The 21,487-nt window shown below is 68.0% G+C and carries 20 protein-coding genes; 11 read left to right on the top strand and 9 right to left on the bottom strand.

Annotated features, from left to right (window positions below):
- Positions 1–11 precede the first annotated feature (11 nt).
- The 6 genes from FXN61_RS51950 to FXN61_RS12210 all read right to left on the bottom strand — a co-directional run bounded on the left by FXN61_RS51950 (position 12) and on the right by FXN61_RS12210 (position 5,363).
- Positions 12–362 carry a hypothetical protein gene (locus FXN61_RS51950; RefSeq protein WP_246291337.1) on the bottom strand — a complete coding sequence of 117 codons (351 nt, stop codon included), beginning with the start codon at positions 360–362 and terminating at the stop codon, positions 12–14.
- A gap of 199 nt (positions 363–561) precedes the next feature.
- Positions 562–1,536: an ABC transporter substrate-binding protein gene (locus tag FXN61_RS12230; RefSeq protein WP_167973328.1), complete on the bottom strand. Its 975-nt coding sequence runs from the start codon at positions 1,534–1,536 to the stop codon at positions 562–564.
- 17 nt (positions 1,537–1,553) lie between these two features.
- On the bottom strand, positions 1,554–2,591 hold the full coding sequence (locus FXN61_RS12225; RefSeq protein ID WP_167973326.1) for an ABC transporter permease: 1,038 nt from the start codon (positions 2,589–2,591) through the stop codon (positions 1,554–1,556).
- Positions 2,591–3,355, bottom strand: a complete 765-nt coding sequence (locus FXN61_RS12220; protein ID WP_167973324.1) for an ATP-binding cassette domain-containing protein — start codon at positions 3,353–3,355, stop codon at positions 2,591–2,593. Before FXN61_RS12220 ends, FXN61_RS12225 begins: the two co-directional genes overlap by 1 nt.
- On the bottom strand, positions 3,352–4,383 hold the full coding sequence (locus tag FXN61_RS12215; RefSeq protein WP_312877682.1) for a class I mannose-6-phosphate isomerase: 1,032 nt from the start codon (positions 4,381–4,383) through the stop codon (positions 3,352–3,354). The genes FXN61_RS12220 and FXN61_RS12215 overlap by 4 nt, the downstream gene beginning before the upstream one ends.
- Positions 4,380–5,363, bottom strand: a complete 984-nt coding sequence (locus tag FXN61_RS12210; RefSeq protein ID WP_167973322.1) for a LacI family DNA-binding transcriptional regulator — start codon at positions 5,361–5,363, stop codon at positions 4,380–4,382. Before FXN61_RS12210 ends, FXN61_RS12215 begins: the two co-directional genes overlap by 4 nt.
- A 327-nt stretch (positions 5,364–5,690) precedes the next feature.
- Here FXN61_RS12210 and FXN61_RS12205 point away from each other — a divergent pair, with 327 nt between their 5' ends.
- The 7 genes from FXN61_RS12205 (at position 5,691) to FXN61_RS12175 (ending at position 14,998) form a co-directional block, all read left to right on the top strand.
- Positions 5,691–7,145, top strand: coding sequence for a glycoside hydrolase family 47 protein (locus FXN61_RS12205; protein ID WP_167973320.1), 1,455 nt, complete (start codon positions 5,691–5,693; stop codon positions 7,143–7,145).
- 90 nt (positions 7,146–7,235) lie between these two features.
- Positions 7,236–9,443: a GH92 family glycosyl hydrolase gene (locus FXN61_RS12200; protein ID WP_312877681.1), complete on the top strand. Its 2,208-nt coding sequence runs from the start codon at positions 7,236–7,238 to the stop codon at positions 9,441–9,443.
- 28 nt (positions 9,444–9,471) lie between these two features.
- Positions 9,472–11,718 carry a helix-turn-helix transcriptional regulator gene (locus tag FXN61_RS12195; protein WP_167973318.1) on the top strand — a complete coding sequence of 749 codons (2,247 nt, stop codon included), beginning with the start codon at positions 9,472–9,474 and terminating at the stop codon, positions 11,716–11,718.
- 83 nt (positions 11,719–11,801) lie between these two features.
- Positions 11,802–12,596 carry a 3-methyl-L-tyrosine peroxygenase-related protein gene (locus FXN61_RS12190; protein ID WP_167973316.1) on the top strand — a complete coding sequence of 265 codons (795 nt, stop codon included), beginning with the start codon at positions 11,802–11,804 and terminating at the stop codon, positions 12,594–12,596.
- A 76-nt stretch (positions 12,597–12,672) separates the two neighbouring features.
- Positions 12,673–13,584 (top strand): ABC transporter ATP-binding protein, encoded by a 912-nt coding sequence (locus FXN61_RS12185; RefSeq protein ID WP_167973314.1) that lies wholly within the window; start codon positions 12,673–12,675, stop codon positions 13,582–13,584.
- Entirely contained in the window at positions 13,581–14,624 is a 1,044-nt protein-coding gene (locus FXN61_RS12180; RefSeq protein ID WP_167973312.1) for an ABC transporter permease, read from the top strand. The genes FXN61_RS12185 and FXN61_RS12180 overlap by 4 nt, the downstream gene beginning before the upstream one ends.
- A gap of 50 nt (positions 14,625–14,674) precedes the next feature.
- A complete protein-coding gene (locus tag FXN61_RS12175; RefSeq protein ID WP_167973310.1) occupies positions 14,675–14,998 on the top strand; it encodes a DUF3817 domain-containing protein in 324 nt (107 codons plus the stop codon).
- On the opposite strand, the gene FXN61_RS55245 is transcribed toward FXN61_RS12175, so the two are convergent.
- Both FXN61_RS55245 and FXN61_RS12165 read right to left on the bottom strand, forming a co-directional pair.
- Positions 14,970–16,013 (bottom strand): phosphotransferase family protein, encoded by a 1,044-nt coding sequence (locus tag FXN61_RS55245; RefSeq protein WP_167973308.1) that lies wholly within the window; start codon positions 16,011–16,013, stop codon positions 14,970–14,972. The two genes, FXN61_RS12175 and FXN61_RS55245, sit on opposite strands and share 29 nt — an antisense overlap.
- Positions 16,014–16,053: 40 nt before the next feature.
- Entirely contained in the window at positions 16,054–16,551 is a 498-nt protein-coding gene (locus FXN61_RS12165; protein WP_167973306.1) for a MarR family winged helix-turn-helix transcriptional regulator, read from the bottom strand.
- A gap of 51 nt (positions 16,552–16,602) precedes the next feature.
- Here FXN61_RS12165 and FXN61_RS12160 point away from each other — a divergent pair, with 51 nt between their 5' ends.
- From FXN61_RS12160 to FXN61_RS12145, 4 genes are read left to right on the top strand one after another with little or no spacing between them, the layout of a single operon-like run.
- Complete coding sequence (locus tag FXN61_RS12160; protein WP_167973304.1) at positions 16,603–16,908, top strand: MTH1187 family thiamine-binding protein; 306 nt, start codon at positions 16,603–16,605, stop codon at positions 16,906–16,908.
- 55 nt (positions 16,909–16,963) lie between these two features.
- Complete coding sequence (locus tag FXN61_RS12155) at positions 16,964–18,757, top strand: sialidase family protein (protein ID WP_223165405.1); 1,794 nt, start codon at positions 16,964–16,966, stop codon at positions 18,755–18,757.
- Between the two features lie 10 nt (positions 18,758–18,767).
- Positions 18,768–19,589 (top strand): SCO6745 family protein, encoded by an 822-nt coding sequence (locus FXN61_RS12150; protein ID WP_167973301.1) that lies wholly within the window; start codon positions 18,768–18,770, stop codon positions 19,587–19,589.
- The gene (locus FXN61_RS12145) at positions 19,586–20,551 is read left to right on the top strand and encodes a tetratricopeptide repeat protein (protein ID WP_376770633.1); all 966 of its coding nucleotides are present in this window, start codon (positions 19,586–19,588) and stop codon (positions 20,549–20,551) included. Before FXN61_RS12150 ends, FXN61_RS12145 begins: the two co-directional genes overlap by 4 nt.
- Before the next feature lie 569 nt (positions 20,552–21,120).
- Here the strand turns inward: FXN61_RS12145 and FXN61_RS12140 are convergent.
- On the bottom strand, positions 21,121–21,483 hold the full coding sequence (locus FXN61_RS12140; protein WP_167973297.1) for a hypothetical protein: 363 nt from the start codon (positions 21,481–21,483) through the stop codon (positions 21,121–21,123).
- Positions 21,484–21,487 lie beyond the last annotated feature (4 nt).

Genomic DNA, 21,487 nt, shown 5'->3' with positions numbered 1-21,487 from the left:
AGCGTTCTCGCTCAGCTTCGGCCGCTCGAGGTAGAGCAGCGGCAGCGTGCGTCCCGCACCACCGGGGCGCCCGGATTGGTGAAGACGGTGGACTTCGCCGTGCCGTTCTTGGGCGTGAGCCGGCTGACCGCGATGGTGATGGTCTTGCCGTTTCCGGGGTTGTTCCAGTCCATCGGCGTGGTGAAGCTGCCGCACTCCAGCCGTTCCGAGCCCGGCGGGAACCCAGGTGGTGGTGTGTCGAAGCACTTCTGCCACTTGATGTCCTGCGCGGCGAACGTCGAGTTCGCCTGGGCCTGCGGGATGAACAGCAGGCTCGCCGAGGTGGCGACGGCCAGTGCCGCCGCCAGTATTCTGCGGTGCATTCGGTTGTTCCCCCTCCTGCCGGCCGAGCCCGGCCGGCACCCCAGCTCATCGTGTTCGGGGTGCGGGGACATCGGCCTAAGGGTGGCAACCGCTTACAACTCTGGTCTTACGCCAACCCGGCCAAACCCTGATGACGTTCGTCATTGAACGCAGCAGGGCCGCCCTCTGAACCAGAGGGCGGCCCTGTGAAGGCAGAGCTCAGCAGGACTGCTTGTAGAAGTACTTCGAGTTCTTCTCCGCGTCGTCCTTCGTGATCGCGACCAGGTCGGTCTCGATGTTCCGCTTCGTCTCCTTGCCGTCGATGGCGGCGAGAGCCTGCTCGACACCCTGCTTGCCGATCGTCGCCGGGTCCTGCGCGATCAGCGCCTGCACGGTGCCCGCCTGCAGGTCCTGCACCTGCTTCGGCGAGGCGTCGAACCCGACCAGGCTCACCGCACCCGTCTTGCCGGCGTTGCGCAGACCGGTCGCCGCGCCCTCACCCGTGTTCAGGTTGGTCGCGAACACGCCGATCAGATCCGGGTTCGCGGCCAGCGTCGCGGTCACCTTCGAGGCCGCGGTCGCGGGCTCGTTGTCGGTGTACTGCTGTCCGATGTACTTGAGGTTCGAGTACTTCTTGATCTCGTCCTCGAAGCCCTTGGCGCGGGCGTCGGTGGTGGACGTGCCGGCCTTGGTGTTCAACACCAGCACCGAGCCGGTCTTGCCGCCAGCGAGCTTGTTGATCGTCTCGGCGGCCAGCTTGCCGCCCTGCTCGTTGTTGGACGAGATGGTGGACGACGCGATCGAGGTGTCCTGGAGCTTGGTGTCGACCTCGACGACCTTGATGCCCGCGTCCTTGAGCTGCTTCATCGGGCCGGCCATGGCCTTGTCGTCGGTCGGTGCGATGAGCACGGCCGCGGGCTTGGAGGCCAGGATGCCCGTGACGATCGGGGTCTGCTGGGCCGCGTCGAACTTGGCCGGTGCCTGCGTGTCGAACTCGTAGCCCGCGGCCTTCGCCGCGTCCTGGAAGCCGCACTGCATCGAGATGTAGAACGGTTCCGCCGTGATGCCGGGGATCAGCACCAGCTTCTTGTTCGCGGCCGAGTTGCCCGAACCCGAGTCACCAATCTGCCCGCCTCCGCCACACGCGGCGAGCAGGAAAGCGGCTGAGACAGCCACTGCGGAGCGGATCTTCATTGGTCCAGCACCTTTCCCTAACGTTGGTTGCGCGCCCGCCGCCGTGTCTGGTCCAGCCACACGGCGGCCACCAGCACGATCGCCACGGCGATCGGCTGCCAGAACTCCTTGACCCCGATGATCACGAGGCCCTTCTCCAACACCGCCGGGATGAACACGCCGAACACCGTGCCCAGCACCGAACCCATGCCGCCGAAGATGCTGGTGCCACCCAGGACGACGGCGGCGATCGCGTTCAGGTTGTCCGTCTCGTGGCCGGTGACGACCGCGACGCGGAAGAACGCGTTGCCCATGAAGCCCGCGAGGCCCGCGAGGGTGCCCGCGAGCAGATACACCTTCGTCAGGTGGCCGCGCACCGAGACGCCGACGCGCCTGGCCGCCTCCTCGTTCGAACCGACCGCGTAGGTGTAGCGGCCGAAGCGCGTGGTCGTCAGGAGCAGCGCGCCGAGGGCGGTGACGACCGCGGCCACGATCACGATGTTCGGGATGCCGAACCACGTGCCGGAACCGAAGGTGCGGTTCAGCCTGTCCGGGATGCCGGACACGTTGGAACCGTTGTTCAGCAACAGGGCCGCGCCCTGCGCCGCGCCGAACGAACCCAGGGTCACGATCAGCGCCGGGATCTTCGCACGCGAGATCAACAGGCCGTTGAGCAGACCCCACACCGCGCCGCTGACCACGGCGACCAGCAGGCCGAACGCGATCACGCCCCAGCCCGCGTTCGTCGCGTCGCCACCGGACACCGCGTTCATCGCCATCGCGGACGAGACGCTCGCGAACACCAGCACTGACCCCACGGACAGGTCGATGCCGGACGTGATGATCACGAACGTCATGCCGACCGAGAGCACCAGCAGCACGGCGGTTTCCGCGAGCAGGAACTGCAGCGTGGTCACCTGGAAGATCGCGTCGGGGCGAATCGCGCCGAACACGGCGACCAGTACCAGCAGGACCAGGCCGATCCACAGCGTGTTCGCGCCGGTCAGCCGCTTCAGGAGCGGGGTGCGCTGCTCGGTGGACAGATCATTGGACAACGTTGTCTTCGTATCGGTCATCACGCAACGTCCTCATGCGACAGTGCGCCGGTCATCGCGCCGACGAGTTCTTCCACAGTGGTGTCCGCGGCTTGGAAACGGGCCACGCGACGGCCGAGGCGCAGCACCTCGACGCGGTCGGAGACCGACAGCACCTCTGGCATGTTGTGCGAGATCAGCACCACGGCGATGCCCTCGTCGCGCACCCGCTTGATCACCTCAAGCACGCGTTCCCGTTGCACCACGCCGAGTGCGGCGGTCGGCTCGTCCATGAACACGAGCTTCGACGCCCACGCCACCGAACGAGCGACCGCGACGGACTGGCGCTGGCCACCGGACAGCGCCGCGATCGGCACGTCGATGCTTTGCAGTGTCGCGCCGAACCTGCTGAAGTGCTCGGCCGCCTGCCGGCGCATCTTCTTCTTGTCGAGCACGCCCAGCCAGCCGAGGACGCCGGGCTTGAGGATCTCCCTGCCCAGGTACATGTTCGCGGCAGGGTCGAGGTCCGGCGCGACCGCGAGGTCCTGGAACACGGTCTCGATGCCCCGGTCGCGGGCGTCGTTGGGGGAGCTCAGCGTGAGGGGCTTGCCGTCGAACAGCAGGGTTCCGCTGGTCGGCTGCTCCACCCCGGACAGGCACTTCACCAGGGTGGACTTGCCCGCGCCGTTGTCGCCGATCAGCGACACGACCTCGCCGGGGTAGGCGCTGAACGAGGCGCCGCGGAGGGCTTCCACGGTGCCGTAGTGCTTGACGAGGTCACGAGCCTCGAGCAAGGGCTCGCTCATGGCACAACATCCTCTACTGTGGACAGTACGGGCGGTCGGCAGCGGATCGCCACCAGGTCACCGGTCAGCCCCAGCTCGCCGGCCGCGTGCGGCACGACGACGGTGCTGCCCTTGTGCACCTCCAGCTCACCGAGCTGGCCGGAACCCTCCAGCACCACCAGCACGGCGAACGACGGCTCCAGCAGGAGGGAACCCTCCACGTGCAGGCGGTCGGCCTGGAAGAACGGGTCTGCGTCGTGGCCGAGCAGATCGACCGACGGCGCCCACTTGTCCGACGTCTGGCGCACCAGCTCCTCGAGCCGCCCGCTCCAGCCGTGCCGGTCGACGCAGTCCAGCGCGACGTCGTAGCCGAGGCCGAGGTGACCGACGTCGGCGTTGGGCAAGAAGCCCTGCCACTCCAGCGTCACCGAGAAGTCCGTGGGCTGCTGCAGTTCCACGATGAAGACGCCCTCGCCGATCGCGTGCGGCACACCGGCGGGCACGAAGACCGTGTCGCCGGGCCGGACGCCGACGGGGTTCAGCGCGTCGAGCATCGCCGCGGTGTTCTGCGTGGCGACCCAGTCGGCGACGGTCTCGGCGGGAACGTCATCGCGGAATCCGATGTAGACGGTCGGGTCCGCGCCGGACGTGCCGACGACGATCCACGCCTCCGTCTTGCCGTGGCGGCAGTTCAGGTGTGAGGAAGCAAAGGTGTTCGACGGGTGGCAGTGCACCGGCAGGCGCTGGCCGGCGTCGAGCAGCTTCACCAGCAACGCCGTGTCCGCGCCGAACTTCGCCGCGTGGTCGGTGCCGAGCCATCCTGTCGGGTCCGCCTTCACGGCGTCGCGCAGCAGCAGGCCGTTCGGCAACGTTGTCAACCCGGCGTCACTGCGTCCGTAGAGCGTCGTCGTCGACGCCACCCAGTCCTCCGGGCCGAAGTCGCCGCTCGTGCCACCACGCAACGCCGCGATCGCCTCGCCGCCGCGGTAGAACTGCTTCGGCTGGTTCGCCGGCAGGTTGACAGGCTGGTGGAGCACACCAGAACTCACGCGTGGACCTCCCCGGATCCTCGTGGCACCAAGCGCACCGGCAGCACGACGCGGCGCGGTGGTGAGTTGTCGCCGTCCAGTCTGGCGAACAACAGGTCGGTTGCGGCCTTGCCGAGCGCGCTCGCGTCGTGCGCGATCACGGTCACCGGCGGCGACAGCAGGTCGGCGAGCTCGAAGTCGTCGAAGCCCACCAGAGCGGGCCGTTCCGCGACCCCCGCGAGCGAGCGCAGGATGTGCACGGTGATGCGGTTGTTGCCTGCCACGACCGCCGTCGCGGGCTCGCGCATGGTTTGCAGCCGTTTCAACGTGGTCGCCACGCTGTTCTCGTCGTGCGGCCCCATCGCCACGAGTTCTTCGTGGTACCCGATGCCCGCGCGCACACAGCCCTCGCGGTAGCCGCGCAGGCGCTCGTTGGCGGTGAAGATGTCCGGCGCGTCCCCGAGGAACGCGATGCGGCGGTGCCCGTGCGCGGCGAGGTGGGTGACCGCCTCGACGGTGCCGCCGATGTTGTCCACCAGCACGGTGTCGGCCACGACGTCGCCCGCAGGCCGGTCCAGGAACACGACGGGCGTGCCCGCGCGCATCTCCGGCACCAGATAGCTGTGCTGCAGCCCGGCTGGCACGATCAGCAGCCCGTCGACGCGCCGCGAGCAGAACTCCAGCGCCAGCTCGCGTTCGCGGCCGGGGTCCTCGTCCGACGACCCCGAGATCACCTGTCTGCCTCTGAGTCGCGCGATTTCCTCGACAGCGCGGGTCACGCCGGAGTAGAACGGGTTGCCGACGTCCTCCAGCACCAGCCCGATCGTGCCGGTGGACGAGCCGCGGCGAAGGTTGCGGGCACTCAGGTTCCGCCGGAACCCGAGCTGGTCGATGGCCGCCAGCACGCGCTCGGCGGTGGACGGGTGCACGCCCGGCTCGTCGTTGACCACGCGGGAGACGGTCTTGATGCTGACGCCCGCCAGCCGCGCGACGTCGTTCATCGTCGCGCGACGGACCTTTCGCTGACCGGCCACCGGTCCGCTGGGGGACAACGTTGTCATAGTGGCCGTATCTCACCTCGCCTTTACGCCCTTGTCAACCGTTCCGGAACCGGTCAAGGGGCTCTTCATTTCGCCGGATGGTGTCTGGAACAGGACAAGTGGACGAAATGGTCTTGACCACCACCGTGTGCGCTCCGCAAGGATCTGATGACAGACAGCGTTGTCAGTGTTGGATTGCCGCGCCTCCGGCGCGGCGGCGATTTCGCCGGGAAGTCGGTCACTCCTTCTCGATGGATTCGGTGAAATCGCGGAGAGGAGAGATCGGCCATGCGTGACCTGCCACGCCGAAGCGTTCTCAGCCTCCTCGGTGCCGCCGGCTTGGCCGGTGTGCCCGGTGTTGCTGCCGCTCAACCTTCACCGTCCGCGCCGCCACCGGGCACCGCAGCCGCGGATGTTCCTTCCGTTGGTGCCACGGCTTTGGCACCACCACCCGGCGGCTGGCGTGCCGTCGCCGAAGACGTGCGCAACGAAACACGCTGGGCCTGGCGGTCCTATGTGGAACGTGCGTTCGGCCACGACCAGATCAAGCCGGTGTCCGGCGGTCACGAGGAGTTCTTCGTGCCCGGCCACCCGATGGGCCTGACCGTCGTCGAAGCGCTGGACACGTTGTGGCTCATGGAACTCGACGCCGAGTTCGCTGAGGGCGTCCGCTGGGTCAAGGCGAACCTGAACTTCGATGTGAACGCCCCGTTCCAGGTGTTCGAGACCAACATCCGCATGCTCGGCGGCCTGCTCTCCGCCTACCACGTGAGCGGTGACAGCGCTTTGCTGGCGCTGGCACGGGACCTTGGCGACCGCCTGCTGGTCGCATTCACCAAGTCGCCGACCGGAATTCCTTACCGCTACGTCAATCTGCGCACGGGCGCGGTGTCGTCGCCGGAGACGAACCTCGCCGAAACCGGTACCTACATCACGGAGTTCGGCTCGCTCTCGAAGTGGACCGGCGACCGCAAGTACTACAACGCGGCCAAGAAGGCCTTCCAAGTCACGTTCGACAAGCGGACGGCATATGACCTGCTGCCGTGGGACGTGCACGCCGAGACCGGCGCCTGGCGCAACCGTTACGCCACGATCGGCCCACCCGCCGACTCGTACTACGAGTACCTGTGGGACGGCTGGCGCCTCTTCGGGGACCGCGATCTCAAGCGCTGGTGGGACGTGCTGCTGCGCGCGATCCTGAGGCACCAGACGGACGTGGTGGGTGGACGCCTCTGGTTCGCCCAGGTCGACGCCTTCACGGGCCGCAGGGACACGCGGACCCAGAGCGAGCTGGCGGCGTTCTTCAGCGGCCTGCTCGCCGAGAGCGGAGACCTCGCGCGCGGCCGGGCCTACCACAACTCCTGGACGGCCGTTCAGGACCGCTACGGCGTGCTGCCCGAGGGCATCAACTACACCTCATTGCGGCCGACTTCGGTCGGTAACCAGCTTCGGCCCGAGTACGCCGATGGGGCGTTTTTCCTGTGGCTCGCCACGCACGACGAGGTCTACCGCGAGCGTGCCCACCGGCACTACCGGGAGATGAAACGGACGTCCCGCACGAACTACGGCTACACCATCCTGACCGACGTCACGACAGGGGCGAAGGGCGACTTCTGTCCCGGGTACTGGTGGTCTGAGCAGCTCAAGTACTACTGGCTGATCTTCGGTGACGCGCGGCGGTTCGACTACACCAGCCACTACCTGTCGACCGAGGGGAACATCTTCCTCGGCGCGCGGAAGTAGGCCTGCGGACTCCGGGTCTGAGCGCCGCAACTTGGCGGCGGCGGCGCTCAGGCCCGGTCTTTTCGTGAACGTGGCACTACGCTGAGACGGGTGGACGCACTGGATCCCATTGAGTCGGTCAACACGTTCATCGGCACAAAGGACGAGGGCAACACCTTCCCCGGCGCGTCCATGCCGTTCGGCAAGGCGCATTCCAGCCCGGTCGGCTCCCACTACGCCGGTTATCGCTACGACGACGCGGTGATCCGCGGTTTCGGCCACTTCTTCCTCTCCGGCGCGGGGTGCTGGGAGCAGGGCGGTCTCGTGCCGATCCTGCCGGTCACCCAGCTGCCGACGAGCTTCGACCACAAGCGTTACGGCGCCAGGTACTCGCACGAGGGCGAGATCGGCAAGCCGGGCTACTACAAGGTCAAGCTGGATCGTGACATCACCGTCGAGTGCACCGCGACCACGCGTGCCGGCGTCGAGCGGTACACGTTCCCCAGCGGTAACAACGGCACGCTTCTGGTCAACGTCGGCCAGGCCAACGACAAGGAGCCGGTGTTCGCCTCCTCCGTCAAGGTCGTCGACGACCGCACCATCACCGGAACCGTGGAGACACAGGCGTTCTGCGGCGGCCGCCCGTACATCACCTGCTTCACCACCAGGTTCGACCGTCCGTTCCGGGAGTTCGGCACGTGGGGTCCGTCCGGATCCAAGCCGGGCCAACGGGAGTCCGCCGGCGGCGCCGGCCTCCGAGGCGCCTGGGTGACGTTCGACCCAGGACCGGTCACGGCGTGCACCGCTCTGTCTCAAGTGGACGGACAGGGTGCGACGAACAACCTGCAGGAGGAAACCAGCGGCAAAACCTTCGACGACCTCCGCAACGAGGCTCAGGACGCCTGGCGCCGAGAGCTCTGCTGCGTCGAGATCGAGACGGAGGACTGGGACGAGCGGGCGGTCTTCTACACCGCGCTGTACCACGTGCTGCTGCAGCCGCTGACCGGCAGCGACGTCGACGGCAGGTACCGGGGCTTCGACAACCGGATCCACCACGCCGAGGACTGGACGTACTACGAGTACTTCTCGCTCTGGGACACCTACCGGGCGCACAACCAGCTCCTCGCGCTGATCCGCACCACCCGCAGCAGGGACATCGCCAGAAGCGTTCTGGCGATTCACGAACAGGGTGGCTGGCTCCCGCGCTGGGCGTTCGCGAACCAGGAGACGAACTGCATGACCGGCGACCCGGTCACGCCGTTCCTGGTCGACCTGTGGCGGTTCGGACACCTCAAGGGTTTCGAGGAGCAGGCTTACCGGGCGTTGCTCCAGAACGCCGACGGCATCCCGCCAGAGAGTTCCCGCTTCCAGGGCCGGTCCGGCAACCCGAACTACCTCGCCAACGGCTTCGTCCAGTACGACAAGCGCTTCCCGAAGAAGGGGCAGGACACCGATCCGCACCACGGCGCGTCGGCGACCCTCGAGTACGCGCTGGCCGACGCCACCCTCGCGATCATGGCCGAAGAGCTCGGCCACGAAGAGGACGCGGAACGGCTCCACAAGCGCGGCCTCAACCACCGCACCCTCTGGGACCACAGCGTCACCGACCGCGGCTTCACCGGCTTCCCGCGGCCCAAGCTGCAGAACGGCGCGTGGCTCACCCCGTTCACGCCGCAGGGGCCGGAAGGGTTCCACGAGGGCACGGCCTGGCAGTACCAGTGGCTCGTGCAGCAGGACGTGCCCGGTCTGATCACGGCGCTGGGCGGCAAGGCGGCGGCAGAGGCGCGGCTCGACGACTTCTTCGCCTACCCCGACCTCCTCATCGATCCGGCGAGAGCAGTCCGCGAGAAGTGGGTCGTCGGGCCGTACGACTACTACAACCAGTTCAGGTACAACCCGAACAACGAGCCAGACCTGCACGCGCCGTGGATGTACGCGCTCATCGGCAAGCCGGAGAAGACGTCGGTGGTCGTGAGAGCCGCGCAGACGCTGTTCGTCAACGGGCCGGCCGGTGTCACGGGCAACGACGACCTCGGCACGATGTCGGCCTGGTACGTGTTCAGCGCGCTCGGGATGTACCCGGTGGTGCCGGGAACCGGCGAGTTCGTGCCGCACGCTCCCCGATTCCGGCGTGCCGTGGTCCACCTGGAGAACGGCAAGGACATCGTGATCAAGGCGGAGGACGCCGACGTCACGAAGACGCAGGTGGTGCAGCGAACTCGGAGCGGCTGGCTCGCCAGGACCAAGGATCGGATCGAGCTCGCGCAGCTGCGTTCGGGGACCACGCTGGAGGTTGACCTCCACACACTTTCCAATTGAGACGCCAAAACGGTCGTAGGCTCGTGCGATGGGCACCTGCGCGAACTGTGGCACGGAGTTCGCGCCCATGCCGTCGCGGGCGCGATACTGCTCCAACGCGTGCCGTCAGCGTGCCTACCGCCGGCGTTCCGCCGGTACGTCCACTGTGGTCACCGAGCTGCCCGGTTACGACGACGCGTTCGTCGGCAGGGAGAGCGAGCTGGCGGAGCTGCTTTCGTTGCTGCGCAAGCACAGGATGCTCACGCTCGTGGGGTCGGCAGGGGTCGGGAAGACGCGGCTCGCGGTAGAACTGGCCAGGCGCACCAAACGGGTCGAGGTGCGCACCGTCGAGCTGGGCAAGCTGAGCCGGTCCGACCAGGTGGTGCAGGCGTTCGCCGAAGCCGTTGGGGTGTACCAGCACGCGGGTGTCGCGTTGCGGACTACGTTGCTCGCTGAGCTGAGCAATCGTCGAATCTTGCTGCTCGTCGACAACTGCGAGCATCTGGTCGAGGAATGTTGCGACGTCGTGGACGCGGTCCTGTCGCGCTGTCCGAACCTGCAGGTCCTCGCGACCAGCCGCGAGGCGCTGAGAGCCGTCGGTGAGGCCGTCTTCCCGCTGCACGGCATGGAGGACGACGCTGTCCGGCTCTTCGCCGAACGTGCCGGAGCGCCGGGCGACCAGGACGCGATCGCGGCGATCTGCACGCGGCTGGACGGTGTGCCGCTCGCGGTGGAACTGGCCGCGAAGCTCTCCGGATCGGTGCCGCTGCACGAGCTCGCGAACCGCCTCGACCACCGGCTCGACCTGCTCAGCGACGCCGGCGAGCAGGCGCGGCACCAGAGCCTGCGCGCGGCCATCGCGTGGAGCCACGACTTGCTGACCACGTGCGAGAAGGAGCTGTTCCGCCGGCTCGCGCTGCTACCGGGCGGGTTCGGGCTGGAGATCGTCCAGGTGCTGCACGGCGGAGCGGTGATCGGCCTGCTCACGGCGTTGCAGGCGAAGTCGTTGGTGGTGCGGGGGAACGACGGCCGCTTCCGGATGCTCGAGTCGATCCGTCTCTACGCAGAGGAACGCCTGCGGGAGCAGGGCGAGTACGAGGTGATGGCCGAACGCATCATCGAGTGGCTGTGCGAAAAGGGCGAACCCGGCGTCACGTCGTCGATCCTCGCGACGGAGCAGGTGAAGGCGCTGCATCAGGAGTACGACAACGTGGCGTACGCGTTCGCCCATCTGGTGGTGTCGCAGGACGAACGCCGGCTGATGCTCGCCACGATGTTGCTGAGGGTGTGCTTCGACCGCGGCTACTTCACCGAGGCGGGCGCTGTGCTGATGCAGGTGCTGCACCAGTCGTCCGCCGACGCCCGCTACCGCATCCTCGCGCTGGAGTACGCGTCACTTCTGGCGGGTCAAGAAGAACGGCACGACGAAGCGGTGAAGTACGCGATGGAGGCGATCGAGACCGCGGAGATCGGCGGGCAGGAACTGATCATGTGCCGGCTGTTCCGCACGTTGGCGAGCGCTCACGAAGGAGCGGGCGATGTGCCGAACACCGCATGGGCGCTGCGCCAATCGATCCAGCACGGCGTACGCAACGGCAACGACGTGAGTGTCGCTGTGTCGAGCCAGAACCTCGGCTGGAGGCTGCTCGCCCAGGGCGACGCCGACGCGGCCGCCGTCCTGGTGGAAGGCGCGTTGCCGGTGCTGAGAGTGCATGCGCGGCAGGACGTTGTGGCCGCTGCAGTGCACACGTCGGGTTGCATCGCGTTGGAACGAGAGGATTTGACTACGGCCGGCGCGCGGTTCGCTGAGAGCGCGCGGCTGTCGGCGACCCTGCCGCGCGCTGTGCTGGAGTCGGTCGAGGGCAGGGGTCTGGTCGCCATGTTGTCCGGGCGGCACGAGCTCGGCGTGCGTCTTCTGGCCGCGTGTCAGCAGATGCGCACGAGCTGGGTTGTTCCGCCGGAACCGTGGTGGCAGGGGAAGATGGCCGCCGCACTGGACCTCGCACGGGAAGCCTTGCCCCGCGCGGCTTTCGCCAGGGCCCTGAACGCCGGCCGGGCGATGGACGTTCGTCACGCCCTGGAAACCGCGCTGGACAAGGAGATCGTGCAGGACGAGGTGCTCAGCGACCGGCAGCGCATGGTCGTCGAGCTGGTGGCGCAGGGCATGACGAACGTTCAGGTGGCGGCGAAGCTCGGGATCTCCCACCGCACCGTGGAATCCCACGTGCACAACGTGAAAGCGGTGTTGAATCTCTCGTCTCGCGCCCAACTGGTGGCCTGGGCCCAGTCCAACTGAGACGTAACGCTGCGGTCCATCCGGATGACTTCACGCTCCCCGCAGTTCATTGTGAGTACAACCAACCGAGGGGAGGGGGCGACGTGGAACCGTTCCGGCTGCTGCACCCCGACCTCGTGCCGCAGCGGCGCGAGTCGCTCCAGCACGCCGCGTCCATGCTCGTCCAGATGGGGCTGGACGACACGGTGCTCTCCGCGCCGCCCGTGCACCAGCGGCTCGCCCGCGTGGTGCTCGCGAGCAGCGACGTGATCGAGTGGAAGCCGGGCCACGGCGTCCACGACGCCGGTCACGACGAGCGCTTCGGCATCGTGCGGGTCGGCGGCGACCGCGGTGGTGTGTTCCTGTCCAGCATCCTGATCGCCTACCTCGACGTGCTGGAGAACGCGGCCAGGACGGGCACCTCGATCACCGAGGACTCGTGGCGCACGCTGCTCTGGGCGCCGACCGCACTGTTCGACCACGTGCTGCGCCGCCCTCAGGTCGGCATGACGGTCGTGACCCCCGGCCCCGGTACCGAGCACCTGCCGCACGAACGGACCCAGGCCGGCCAGCGCCTGTACTTCGCGCTGATGCAGGCCGTCCGGTTCGCGGTCAGCGGAGTGGTGCGCGCCGAGGACGACCGCACCCTGGTCGAGGACTGCGTGACGCTCGCGACCGCGTGCCTGCGTGCCGCGGCGGTGGCGCTCGCGTTCGCCTGCGACGTCAGGGCCGACCCGCCGTCACCGATCATGGAGACCTCCGAGCACCGGTATCTCTGGCAGGTGATCAGCGAGGTGCGCGCGGCCGTGCCGCGCGCCAGGTTCGAGCAGTTCGCCGCAGCCCTGAGGCGGCTCAACGACGTCTACACGGCGTGTCCGCTGCTGGTCTCCGGCGGCTAGCTCCTTCGTCTCGACTTGGCGCCGACTTTCGTCGTTCCAGCCCACGATTTGAGACGCGCTGACTTAACGTTCGGCCATGACAGAGGAACGGTCGGCGGTCGTGGTGCGGGACGTCCGCAAGAGCTACGGCGAGCTGAAGGCGGTGGACGGGGTCTCGTTCACCGTGGCCGAAGGTGAGTTCTTCGGCATCCTCGGGCCCAACGGCGCCGGGAAGACGACCACGCTCGAGATCATCGAGGGGCTGCGCAAGCCCGACAGCGGCGAGGTGCGGCTGCTCGGCGAGAGTCCGTGGCCGCGCAACGTGAAGCTGCTGCCGCGCATCGGCGTGCAGCTGCAGGCGTCGTCGTTCTTCGAGAAGCTGACCGCGAAGGAGCAGCTGCAGACGTTCGGCGCGCTTTACGGCGTGAGCAAGGGAACGGCCGCGGACATGCTCGAACTCGTCGGGCTGGCGGACAAGGCGAACGAGCAGGAGAACAAGCTCTCCGGCGGTCAGCGGCAACGGCTCTCGATCGCGTGCGCGCTCGTGCACGACCCGGACATCGTGTTCCTGGACGAACCGACCGCGGCGCTCGACCCGCAGGCGCGCCGCAACCTCTGGGACGTGCTGCGTGCGATCCAGGAGCGCGGCAAGACCATCGTCTACACCACGCACTACATCGACGAGGCCGAGATCCTCTGCGACCGCGTTGCCATCATGGACGAGGGCAGGATCCTCGCACTCGACACACCCGCGGTGCTGGTGCGCGGACTGGACGCGCCTACCCACGTGACGTTGCAGAAGGGCGTGCTGTCCATCGTGGACGCCTCCGCACTGGACGGTGTCGAGGAAGCCCACGAGAACGAGGTGTCGCTGACGCTCTCCACGCGCCGCCCCGCCCCCGTGCTGTCCGCGCTGGCCGAACGTGGCGCGCTGGACGGCCTTCAGGTCCGCACGGCCACCCTCGAAGACGTGTTCCTCAACCTGACCGGTCGGGAGTACCGCGCATGACCGCGTTCAAGACGCTCTCGCTCGCGATGTTCAAGGGGTTCATCCGGGACAAGGTGACGCTGTTCTTCACCTTCCTGTTCCCGTTGATGTTCCTCGTCATATTCGGCCTGATCCTGCGCGACGTCGGCGCCGACAAGACCAGGATCGCGGTCGTCGGTGACGGTCCGATCGTCAGCGCTCTGCGGGAGAGCGGTGCGCTGGAGCTGGAGTCGTACAGCGACGAGAACGCCGCGGTGCAGAAGGTCAAGGACGGCGACCTGCCCGCTGCCCTGATCATCCGCGGGCAGCAGCTCGACGTGCGCTTCGCGCAGAGCGATCAGGTCAAGTCGGCGACCGTGCTCGGGATCGTGAACGGGTTCGTGGACAAGGCGAACCTCGCCGCGACCGGTCAGCCGCCTCGGTTCACGTTCGCCTCGGAGAAGGTCGAGGACGCCTCCCTCAAGCCGATCCAGTACCTGACGCCCGGCATCCTGTCCTGGGGCGTGGCGGTGTCCGCGGTGTTCGGTGCCGCGCTGACGCTGGTGTCGTGGCGGCGCAAGCAGGTGCTGCGGCGCATCCGGCTCGCACCGGTCTCGGCGACTTCCGTGCTGTCGTCGCGGTTGCTGGTCAGCGCGGGAGTCGCGCTGGTGCAGGGCGCGACCTTCGTCGGCATCGCGATGCTGCCGCTGTTCGGGCTGAAGCTGTCAGGGTCGTGGTGGCTCGCGATTCCGTTGCTGCTGCTGGGAACCATCGCGTTCTTCGCACTCGGCATGCTGGTCGGCGCGTTCGCCAAGACGGAGGAGGCCGCTTCAGCGGCGGCGAACATCGTCGTGCTGCCGATGGCGTTCCTGTCCGGCACGTTCTTCCCCGTCGATCAGGCGCCGGCGTGGCTGCAGACCGTGTCGAAGATCTTCCCGTTGCGGCACATGAACGACGGCATGCTCGACGTACTGGTGCGGGGCAAGGGGATCGAGGCGCTGCTGATGCCGTCGGCCATCCTGGTCGGGTTCGCCCTCGTGGTCGGGTTCATCGCCTCCCGCGTCTTCAAATGGGAGGAATAGGACACCCCCAGGTGCGTTGTGCTCCCCGTCACGGTTCATGATGGGGAGCCATGACGTTCTCCAGCGTGGTTGGACGGTTCCGCATCTTCGCCCTCGCCGAGGCGATCTCCTGGGCGGGCCTCCTGCTCGGGATGTTCTTCAAGTACGTCGTCGTGCAGAACGAGATCGGCGTCAAGATCTTCGGCCCGATCCACGGCGTCATCTTCGTCGGCTTCATCCTCGTCACGCTGATGGCGAAGGAGCCGCTGAAGTGGGACGCCCGCACGCTGGTGCTCGGCCTGCTGTCGAGCATCCCGCCGTTCGGCACGGTGATCTTCGAGCGCTGGGCCGCGAAGACCGGCCGTCTCAGCGAACCAGCTCCCGAACAGCTCTGAGCTCGCCCTGCGGATCGCCCTCGTGGTAGATCCGCTCTGACTGCTCGATGTTGTCCAGGAACTCCTGGTACTTCACCGCGTTGTGCAGGCGTGACGCGCGGCGGGCGACGTCGAGCGCTTCGAGTGGACGGCTGTCCGGGCGGAGGCTGAGCCACGCCTCGCACCACACCTCGCGAACGTGGTCGCGGATCTCGGGCGGGCTGTACTCCAGCAGCCGGCACGCGTCGAGCGCCGCGTGCCCCCACACGGCGTCCGACCAGTCGATGATCTTGCCGCCGGCCCGCCAGTTGCCGGGGTGGAAGTCGCCGTGCGTGAGCGTGTCCGGCAGTCCGAACGACGGCATCGGAACAGTGGTCGCCCGGATCTGCGGCGCGCCGGCCAGCGCGTTCTGCACGGCCACCCAGCGCGGCAGGATCAGGTCGACGTGCTCGGGCGTGATCGGCCAGCACTTGTCGCCCGGTGCGTCGCCGAGCAGGACTCGCTGCGGCGCTGAGGCGATGACTTCCGGAACCAGCGTGGGATCGTGCGCGGCGACCATCTCGATCACCGAGCCCTCGTCGGCGAAGAACGGCGGGATGGCCTTCAGCCACACCGGTCCGTCGCTGGTGGGCAGCCGGTGCACGGTCGAGAGGTTCCACGTGCGGACCTGAACGGCAGGGCCCGTGCGTTCGATCTCGGTGTCGGCCCACGCGATCAGCTCGGCCGGTCCGCCCATGCGCGCGTACGGAAGCCTCAGCGGGGCGTCCGGTTCGGGTTCTTCCGCCGGGTGGAGCTTGGTGCGGTCAGGCTCGCCGTACGCCTCGACGTGATAGGTGACCAGGCCGCCGCTGGGTGACTGGCCGTTCTCGACGGAGATCAGCCTCAGCACGCTCGTGGGCACGCCGAGCAGTGCTTCGAGCGCCTCGTTGACGGGCTCGACGTGGTACCAGTCCGACGAGGGCATCGGGAGCGCGTTCGTGCGGCCCGCGAACCCGCTGGGGGTGCTGACCAACGCGATGATCGACCGTTCCGTCACGTGCCCATGACGCCACAGACGTGCGTCCGCGCCAAACGAATTAATCTTCGAAGTCGCCGCTCGCCCTGCGGACCTTGGCGAGCAGGTCGGTGAGCTGCTCGGTCTGCCGGTCCGTGAGGCCCTTCAAGCCCAGGTTGACGGCGACGACCGCCGCGGTCGCGTCCTCACGGCGCTTCAGGCCCGTGTCGGTGATCTCCACCAGGGTCGTGCGGCGGTCGGTCGGGTGCGGGGTGCGGCGGACCAGGCCGTCGCTCTCCAGCCGGTCGACGATGTTGGTCACGCTCGTGGGGTGCAGCTGCAGGCGCTCGCCCATCACCCGCATCGGCAGCGCGCCCTTGCGGGAGAAGTACAGGAGCACCAAAGCCTCGTAGCGCGCGAACGTGAGTCCGTGCGGCTTGAGGGCTGCGTCCACGGCGGACTGGATGATTTGCTGGACACGCATGACGCTCGTAACGGCGGCCATCGACGCGGACGGACCCACCCGGTCGTCCCACAGCTCGGCCGCGCGGGCGATCGGATCGAACGGCAGCGGTGTCATGGGCACCGAAGCTACCAGCCAGTACAACCGTTGGATCATCAGGAGGCACGTGTGCTTGTCGCGTTCAGCGTTGCTCCGTCCGCATCGGACTCGTCGGGAAGCGTCGCCAAGGCCGTTGCCGAGGCCGTGCGGATCGTGCGGGAGTCGGGCCTGCCCAATGAGACGAACGCGATGTTCACCTTGATCGAGGGAGAATGGGACGAGGTGATGGACGTGGTCAAGCGCGCGACGGAGGCGGTGCAGGCCAGCGCTCCGCGCGTCTCGCTCGTGCTCAAGGCAGACATCCGGCCCGGCCACACCGAGCAGCTGCGCACCAAGGTGCGAAGGGTTGAGGAGCACCTCTCCGACACGCCATGATCGAGCTCCGCCGCTGACCGTGTGGAGTCGAGCGGAGGCGCATCTCGTGAGAGTCGTGATCACCCTGCTGGCCGCGCTGCTGGCGGTCGTGCCGTCAGCGCATGCAGGGCCGTCCACCAGGTGGGAGAACATCGGCCCGAACGGTGCGGGCGGGTACCTGGCGTTCGCCAAGAACACCGCCTACGTGCTGCCGGGCGCGGGGCAGCAGGTGTTCCGGTCCGACGACCGCGGCCGCAGCTGGCGGCAGGGGCGGTTGTTCCCGGAGATGCGGGGGAACGGCCTGGCCGCCGATCCGTCGCGGCCGGACACCGTGCTCGTGGCCGGCTACGAGGGCGGTGGAGGCGCCGGCACTGTGCTGCGGTCCGTTGACGGCGGAATGTCCTTCTCCGTCGCTTTGCGGACGCCGTCCGAGGTGCAGGACGTCGCGTTCGGGGGTGGCTTCTCCTACGCGGCTTCGTCCGAGGGGGTGTATCGCGGCGTCGGCGGGCTGGAGTGGTCGTTGCTGCCCGGCTCGCCCGCTGGTGCCGAGGACGTGCACGTCGTGGGCTCGGATCTCGTCGTCGCGGCCGGCGGGGTCGTGCACGTGCTGCGAGCGGGGAAGTGGTCGGCGTTCGAGGTGCCTGCCGACAAGATCACCTCGCGTGGTGACGTCGTGGTGGCGCGGAAGTTCAGCGGTGGGGTGCACCTGTCTGCCGACCGCGGCGCTACCTGGCGTGCGGTGACGGGCCCGTGGACGTCGTCGTGGATCTTGTACGGCGCGATCACGGCCAACGGCTGGATCCAGGTGCAGACGCTCGACGGCCACTTCATCAGCGCAGACATGGGTGCTACGTGGAAGCGGACCGACGCGGTGGAGAAGGTCGACGTCTACACCGAGATCGGCAGCTTCTCCGACCTGCCGGACTGGCAGTGGGTCTACGCGTCCGGCGGCGTCTACGCGACGGCTGATCACGAGCACTTCAAGCGGGTCGGGGTGCCAGGGGCGCACGTGCTGTCCTTGGCCGTGTCGGGGCGGTCGATCATCGCCGGGACGATGCAGGGGTCCTTCCGGACCGATCTGCCGGTGGCCTCGCAGGAGTGGGACTTCGACGGGACCGCGCCGCCCGCGATCGGCAACCGGATCGGGGCGCTGGCCGCGCGTGACGGGGTCGTGCTGCGGGGCAGGAACGCCTATCGCGGGTCACAGGACGCGATCTTCGTGGAGCGGTCGCTCGACGGCGGCCGGACGTGGGTGACGACGTCGGACATGCCGGGCAACACGCGTTCCCTGGTGTTCGACCCTCTCGTGCCTGGCCGGGTCTACATGGGCGCGTACCTGATCAACGCGTTTTACGTGTCTTTCGACGGCGGGCTGTCGTTCGTGCAGCGGGTGCACGCTCCGTTGCGCGGGATCAAGACCATCGCCGCTGATCCCGGTGGCATCTGGCTCGCGGACGCCGGCGGTCTCTACCGGTCGACGGACGCCGGTGTCTCGCTGAAGCAGGTGCTGCCGGGACGGATGAACTCCGTGCTGGTGGATCCGCGCGATCCGAGGCACGTCGTGGCGGTCGGGCAGAACTCGGTGTTCGTGTCGTTCGACGGTGTTTCGTTCGCCGAGGTGCCCGCGGTGTCTTCCGAGCAGCTGTCCACGATCGCCATCGCGCCCAACGGTGTGCTGTACCTGGGCTCGATCGCGTTCGAGGGATCCAGCAAGGGCGTGCTGCGGTCGTTGAACGGCGGCCGTTCGTGGACCGTGTTCGGCGGCCCGGACGTGGAGCGTGGTGTCGAGGCGCTGCTCGTCTCCTCGGATGGCCGAACGCTCTACGCCGGCACGGTGAGCGGATCCGTGCACCGGCGTTCACTGGGTTAGCGTGTCGGGCGTGGACGCGAGGCAGCTGTGGTTGAGGTTCGAGCCCTACCACGACGTCACGTACTTCACGCCCGAATCCCGCGCGGCGACCGACGCACTGGGCTGCAAGGGCGGCTGGATGGGCTACTTCGGCATGCGCGCCGCCCCGTTGGGCGCCGCGTCACCGGAGCTGGTGACGGCTGTCTTCTACAACTTCGCCCCGCGCATGGTTTCCCGCGCTCTGCCGGACGCGTGGGCGGTCGCCTCGCCTGCCGAGTTCCTGCGGGTGCGGTTGGAAGGCGTGGACGGGGCGTTGCGACGGATGCTGGGCTCGGTGGACACGCCGGAGATCGCCGAGGCGGCGGCTTTGGCCCGGTCCGCGGCTCTGGCGGCTCCCCTGGCCGGACGTCCGCTCGCGGCCGCGAACCGTGCTTTGCCGTGGCCCACCGAGCCACACCTGGTGCTGTGGCACGCCTGCACGATCTTGCGCGAGGCCCGAGGTGACGGTCACGTGGCGGCCTTGGTCGCTCATGGCGTGGGCCCGTGCCAAGCGCTTGCGCTCTACGCCCGTGAACATTCGCTCGATCCGGCATACATGCGAACCGCGCGTGGTTGGACCGTCGAGGAGTGGGAAGCCTGCGATCTGCCGGGCGACCTCCCCGCGGTGGAACGCGCGACCGATCAGGCCGCGATTGCTCCGTGGGAGGCGTTGGGCGCTGGTCGTACGTCGCGGTTCATCGAGCTGATGACACCGCTCGCTCTACGTATCGCTTCGGCCAACGAGGCGATGCGCGTCAACCCGATGGCCCTGGACCCGGTCCGGGAACTAGCCGTGCCAGGATGGAACACGTGACAAGGCCTGATCCTCGCAAGACCGCCGCACTGTCCGCCGCGCTCTCGGGCGCCGTCGATCTCGGTGCCCTGAAGGCGCGAGCCGATGCCGCCCGTCAGTCCGCCGCCGGTCCGCCCGCTGCCGCTTCTGGTGGTGGCGAGAACGGCTCTGCGCCGTGGATCGTGGACGTCACCGAGGCCTCGTTCCAGGCTGTGGTCGAGCAGTCCATGCAGGTGCCCGTGGTGGTGCTTCTGGGCGCCTCCTACAGCCCCGAGTCGCAGCAACTCGCCGCGTCGCTGACCCGTTTTGCTTCGGCGTCCGGCGGTTCGTGGATCCTGGCGCGGGTCGACCTGGAACAGGCGCCGCGCATCGGGCAGGCGTTCGGCGTGCAGTCCGTGCCGACCACCGTGGCTGTTGCCGCTGGTCAGCCGATCGACGCCTTTGCCGGGCCGATCGAGGATGCCGAGCTTTCGCAGTGGATCGCCCGGTTGCTGGACGCCCTGCGTGATCGGCTGCCGGGGATTCGCGCCGGTGAGGCTCGGGCCGGGGCGCCGGTCGAGGAGGAGATCGTCGAGGACCCGCGGATCGTCGCCGCCGAGGAGGCGTTCGAGCGTGGCGACTACGCGGCTGCTCAGGGGTACTACTCGCAGATCCTGGCTGCTGAGCCTGGGAATGAGCTGGCCAAGGAAGGGCTGGCGCAGGCTCGGTTCGCTGAGCGGGCCGAGGGTGTCGACCCAACGGTGATCTCCAAGGCTGATGAGGCTCCTGACGACATCGACGCCCAGTTGGCCGCGGCTGATGCTCAGGTGGCGTTGCAGCAGGTTGAAGAGGCGTTCCGGCGGCTGGTCGACACGGTTCGGCGGGTTTACGGGGATGATCGGGATCGGGTTCGGCAGCATCTTGTGGGGCTGTTCGAGTTGTTCCCGGCCGATGATGCTCGGGTTGCTGCGGCTCGGCGGAACCTGGCTTCTGCGTTGTACTGAGGGTTTTGTGCGGGTTGCGTAGGTCGCCTGCTGAGGTCGCGCCGGTTTTGTAGGTCGTCCCCCGGTTGCGGTGGTGGCGGCTGGCGGTTTGTTGTTCGTAGGTGGTTGGGCTGCGTGCGTGTTGTTGAGGGTGCGTGCGTGGGCTGAGGGCTCTGCCCTCAGACTCCCGACACTCCCAAAAGAGCCCTCCAACGCCGCTCGCGGGTTGATGGCACGCCGGTTGCTTTTGGCGGGGTGCTGTTGCTTTGTTGGTTGCGTTGGTGGTGGCTCCCCCGTCTAGCGCGCCGGAGTCAGCCGCGCACAGGGAGGGGTGTCAAACGGACGAAAAGCGTGTCCGTTTGACACCCCTCCCTGTGCGCGGCAAAAGCTCAGGAGCGCTAGACGGGGGAGCCACCACCTGGACCTTGTGTGTGGGACTTCTTCTCGCCTTCGGCATCGCTGATCTGTGCCGACCAGCTGTGGCAGGTGTTGAGCCTTGGTAGCTCGACCTCGTCCCAACGCCACGACGTGAGTCCGTAACGGTGCCGTTAGACGTGTCCGGCGACGGTCGCCGGGAGCTGACTCGGCGACTACTGCGCGATGTGTTGTTCGATCGCCTCGAAGATGTCGCAGTCGGTCTGCTGCCACCACTCAGGCATGTCGTTCCACTCGGGGACGTGACTGGGCTTGGGGTCGGCGACGGTCCGGTAGATCTGCACGATCCAGCAGGCCGCGACGTACCGGCCCTTCTGCTCGCGGCTCAAGTTGGCGGTGCCGCCGCCAGCCTCGATGAAGGCCACCACCTTGTCGTAGACCGCGGTCGCGCTGGCCTTCTCCCACTCCGGCGTAGCGTCCCAGGGCGTGATGTAGCTGTCCTTGGGCGTGCCGGGGTGGTACTTGGTGACGCCTGCGATCCAGGCCTCACGGAACACGCGGCCGCGGTCGTCCTGCACGTGG

Source organism: Lentzea indica (assembly GCF_012184385.1).
Lineage (GTDB): Bacteria > Actinomycetota > Actinomycetes > Mycobacteriales > Pseudonocardiaceae > Lentzea > Lentzea indica.
The sequence above is the reverse complement of the archived record's forward strand: the minus strand, read 5'-3'. Positions and strand labels throughout refer to the sequence as shown.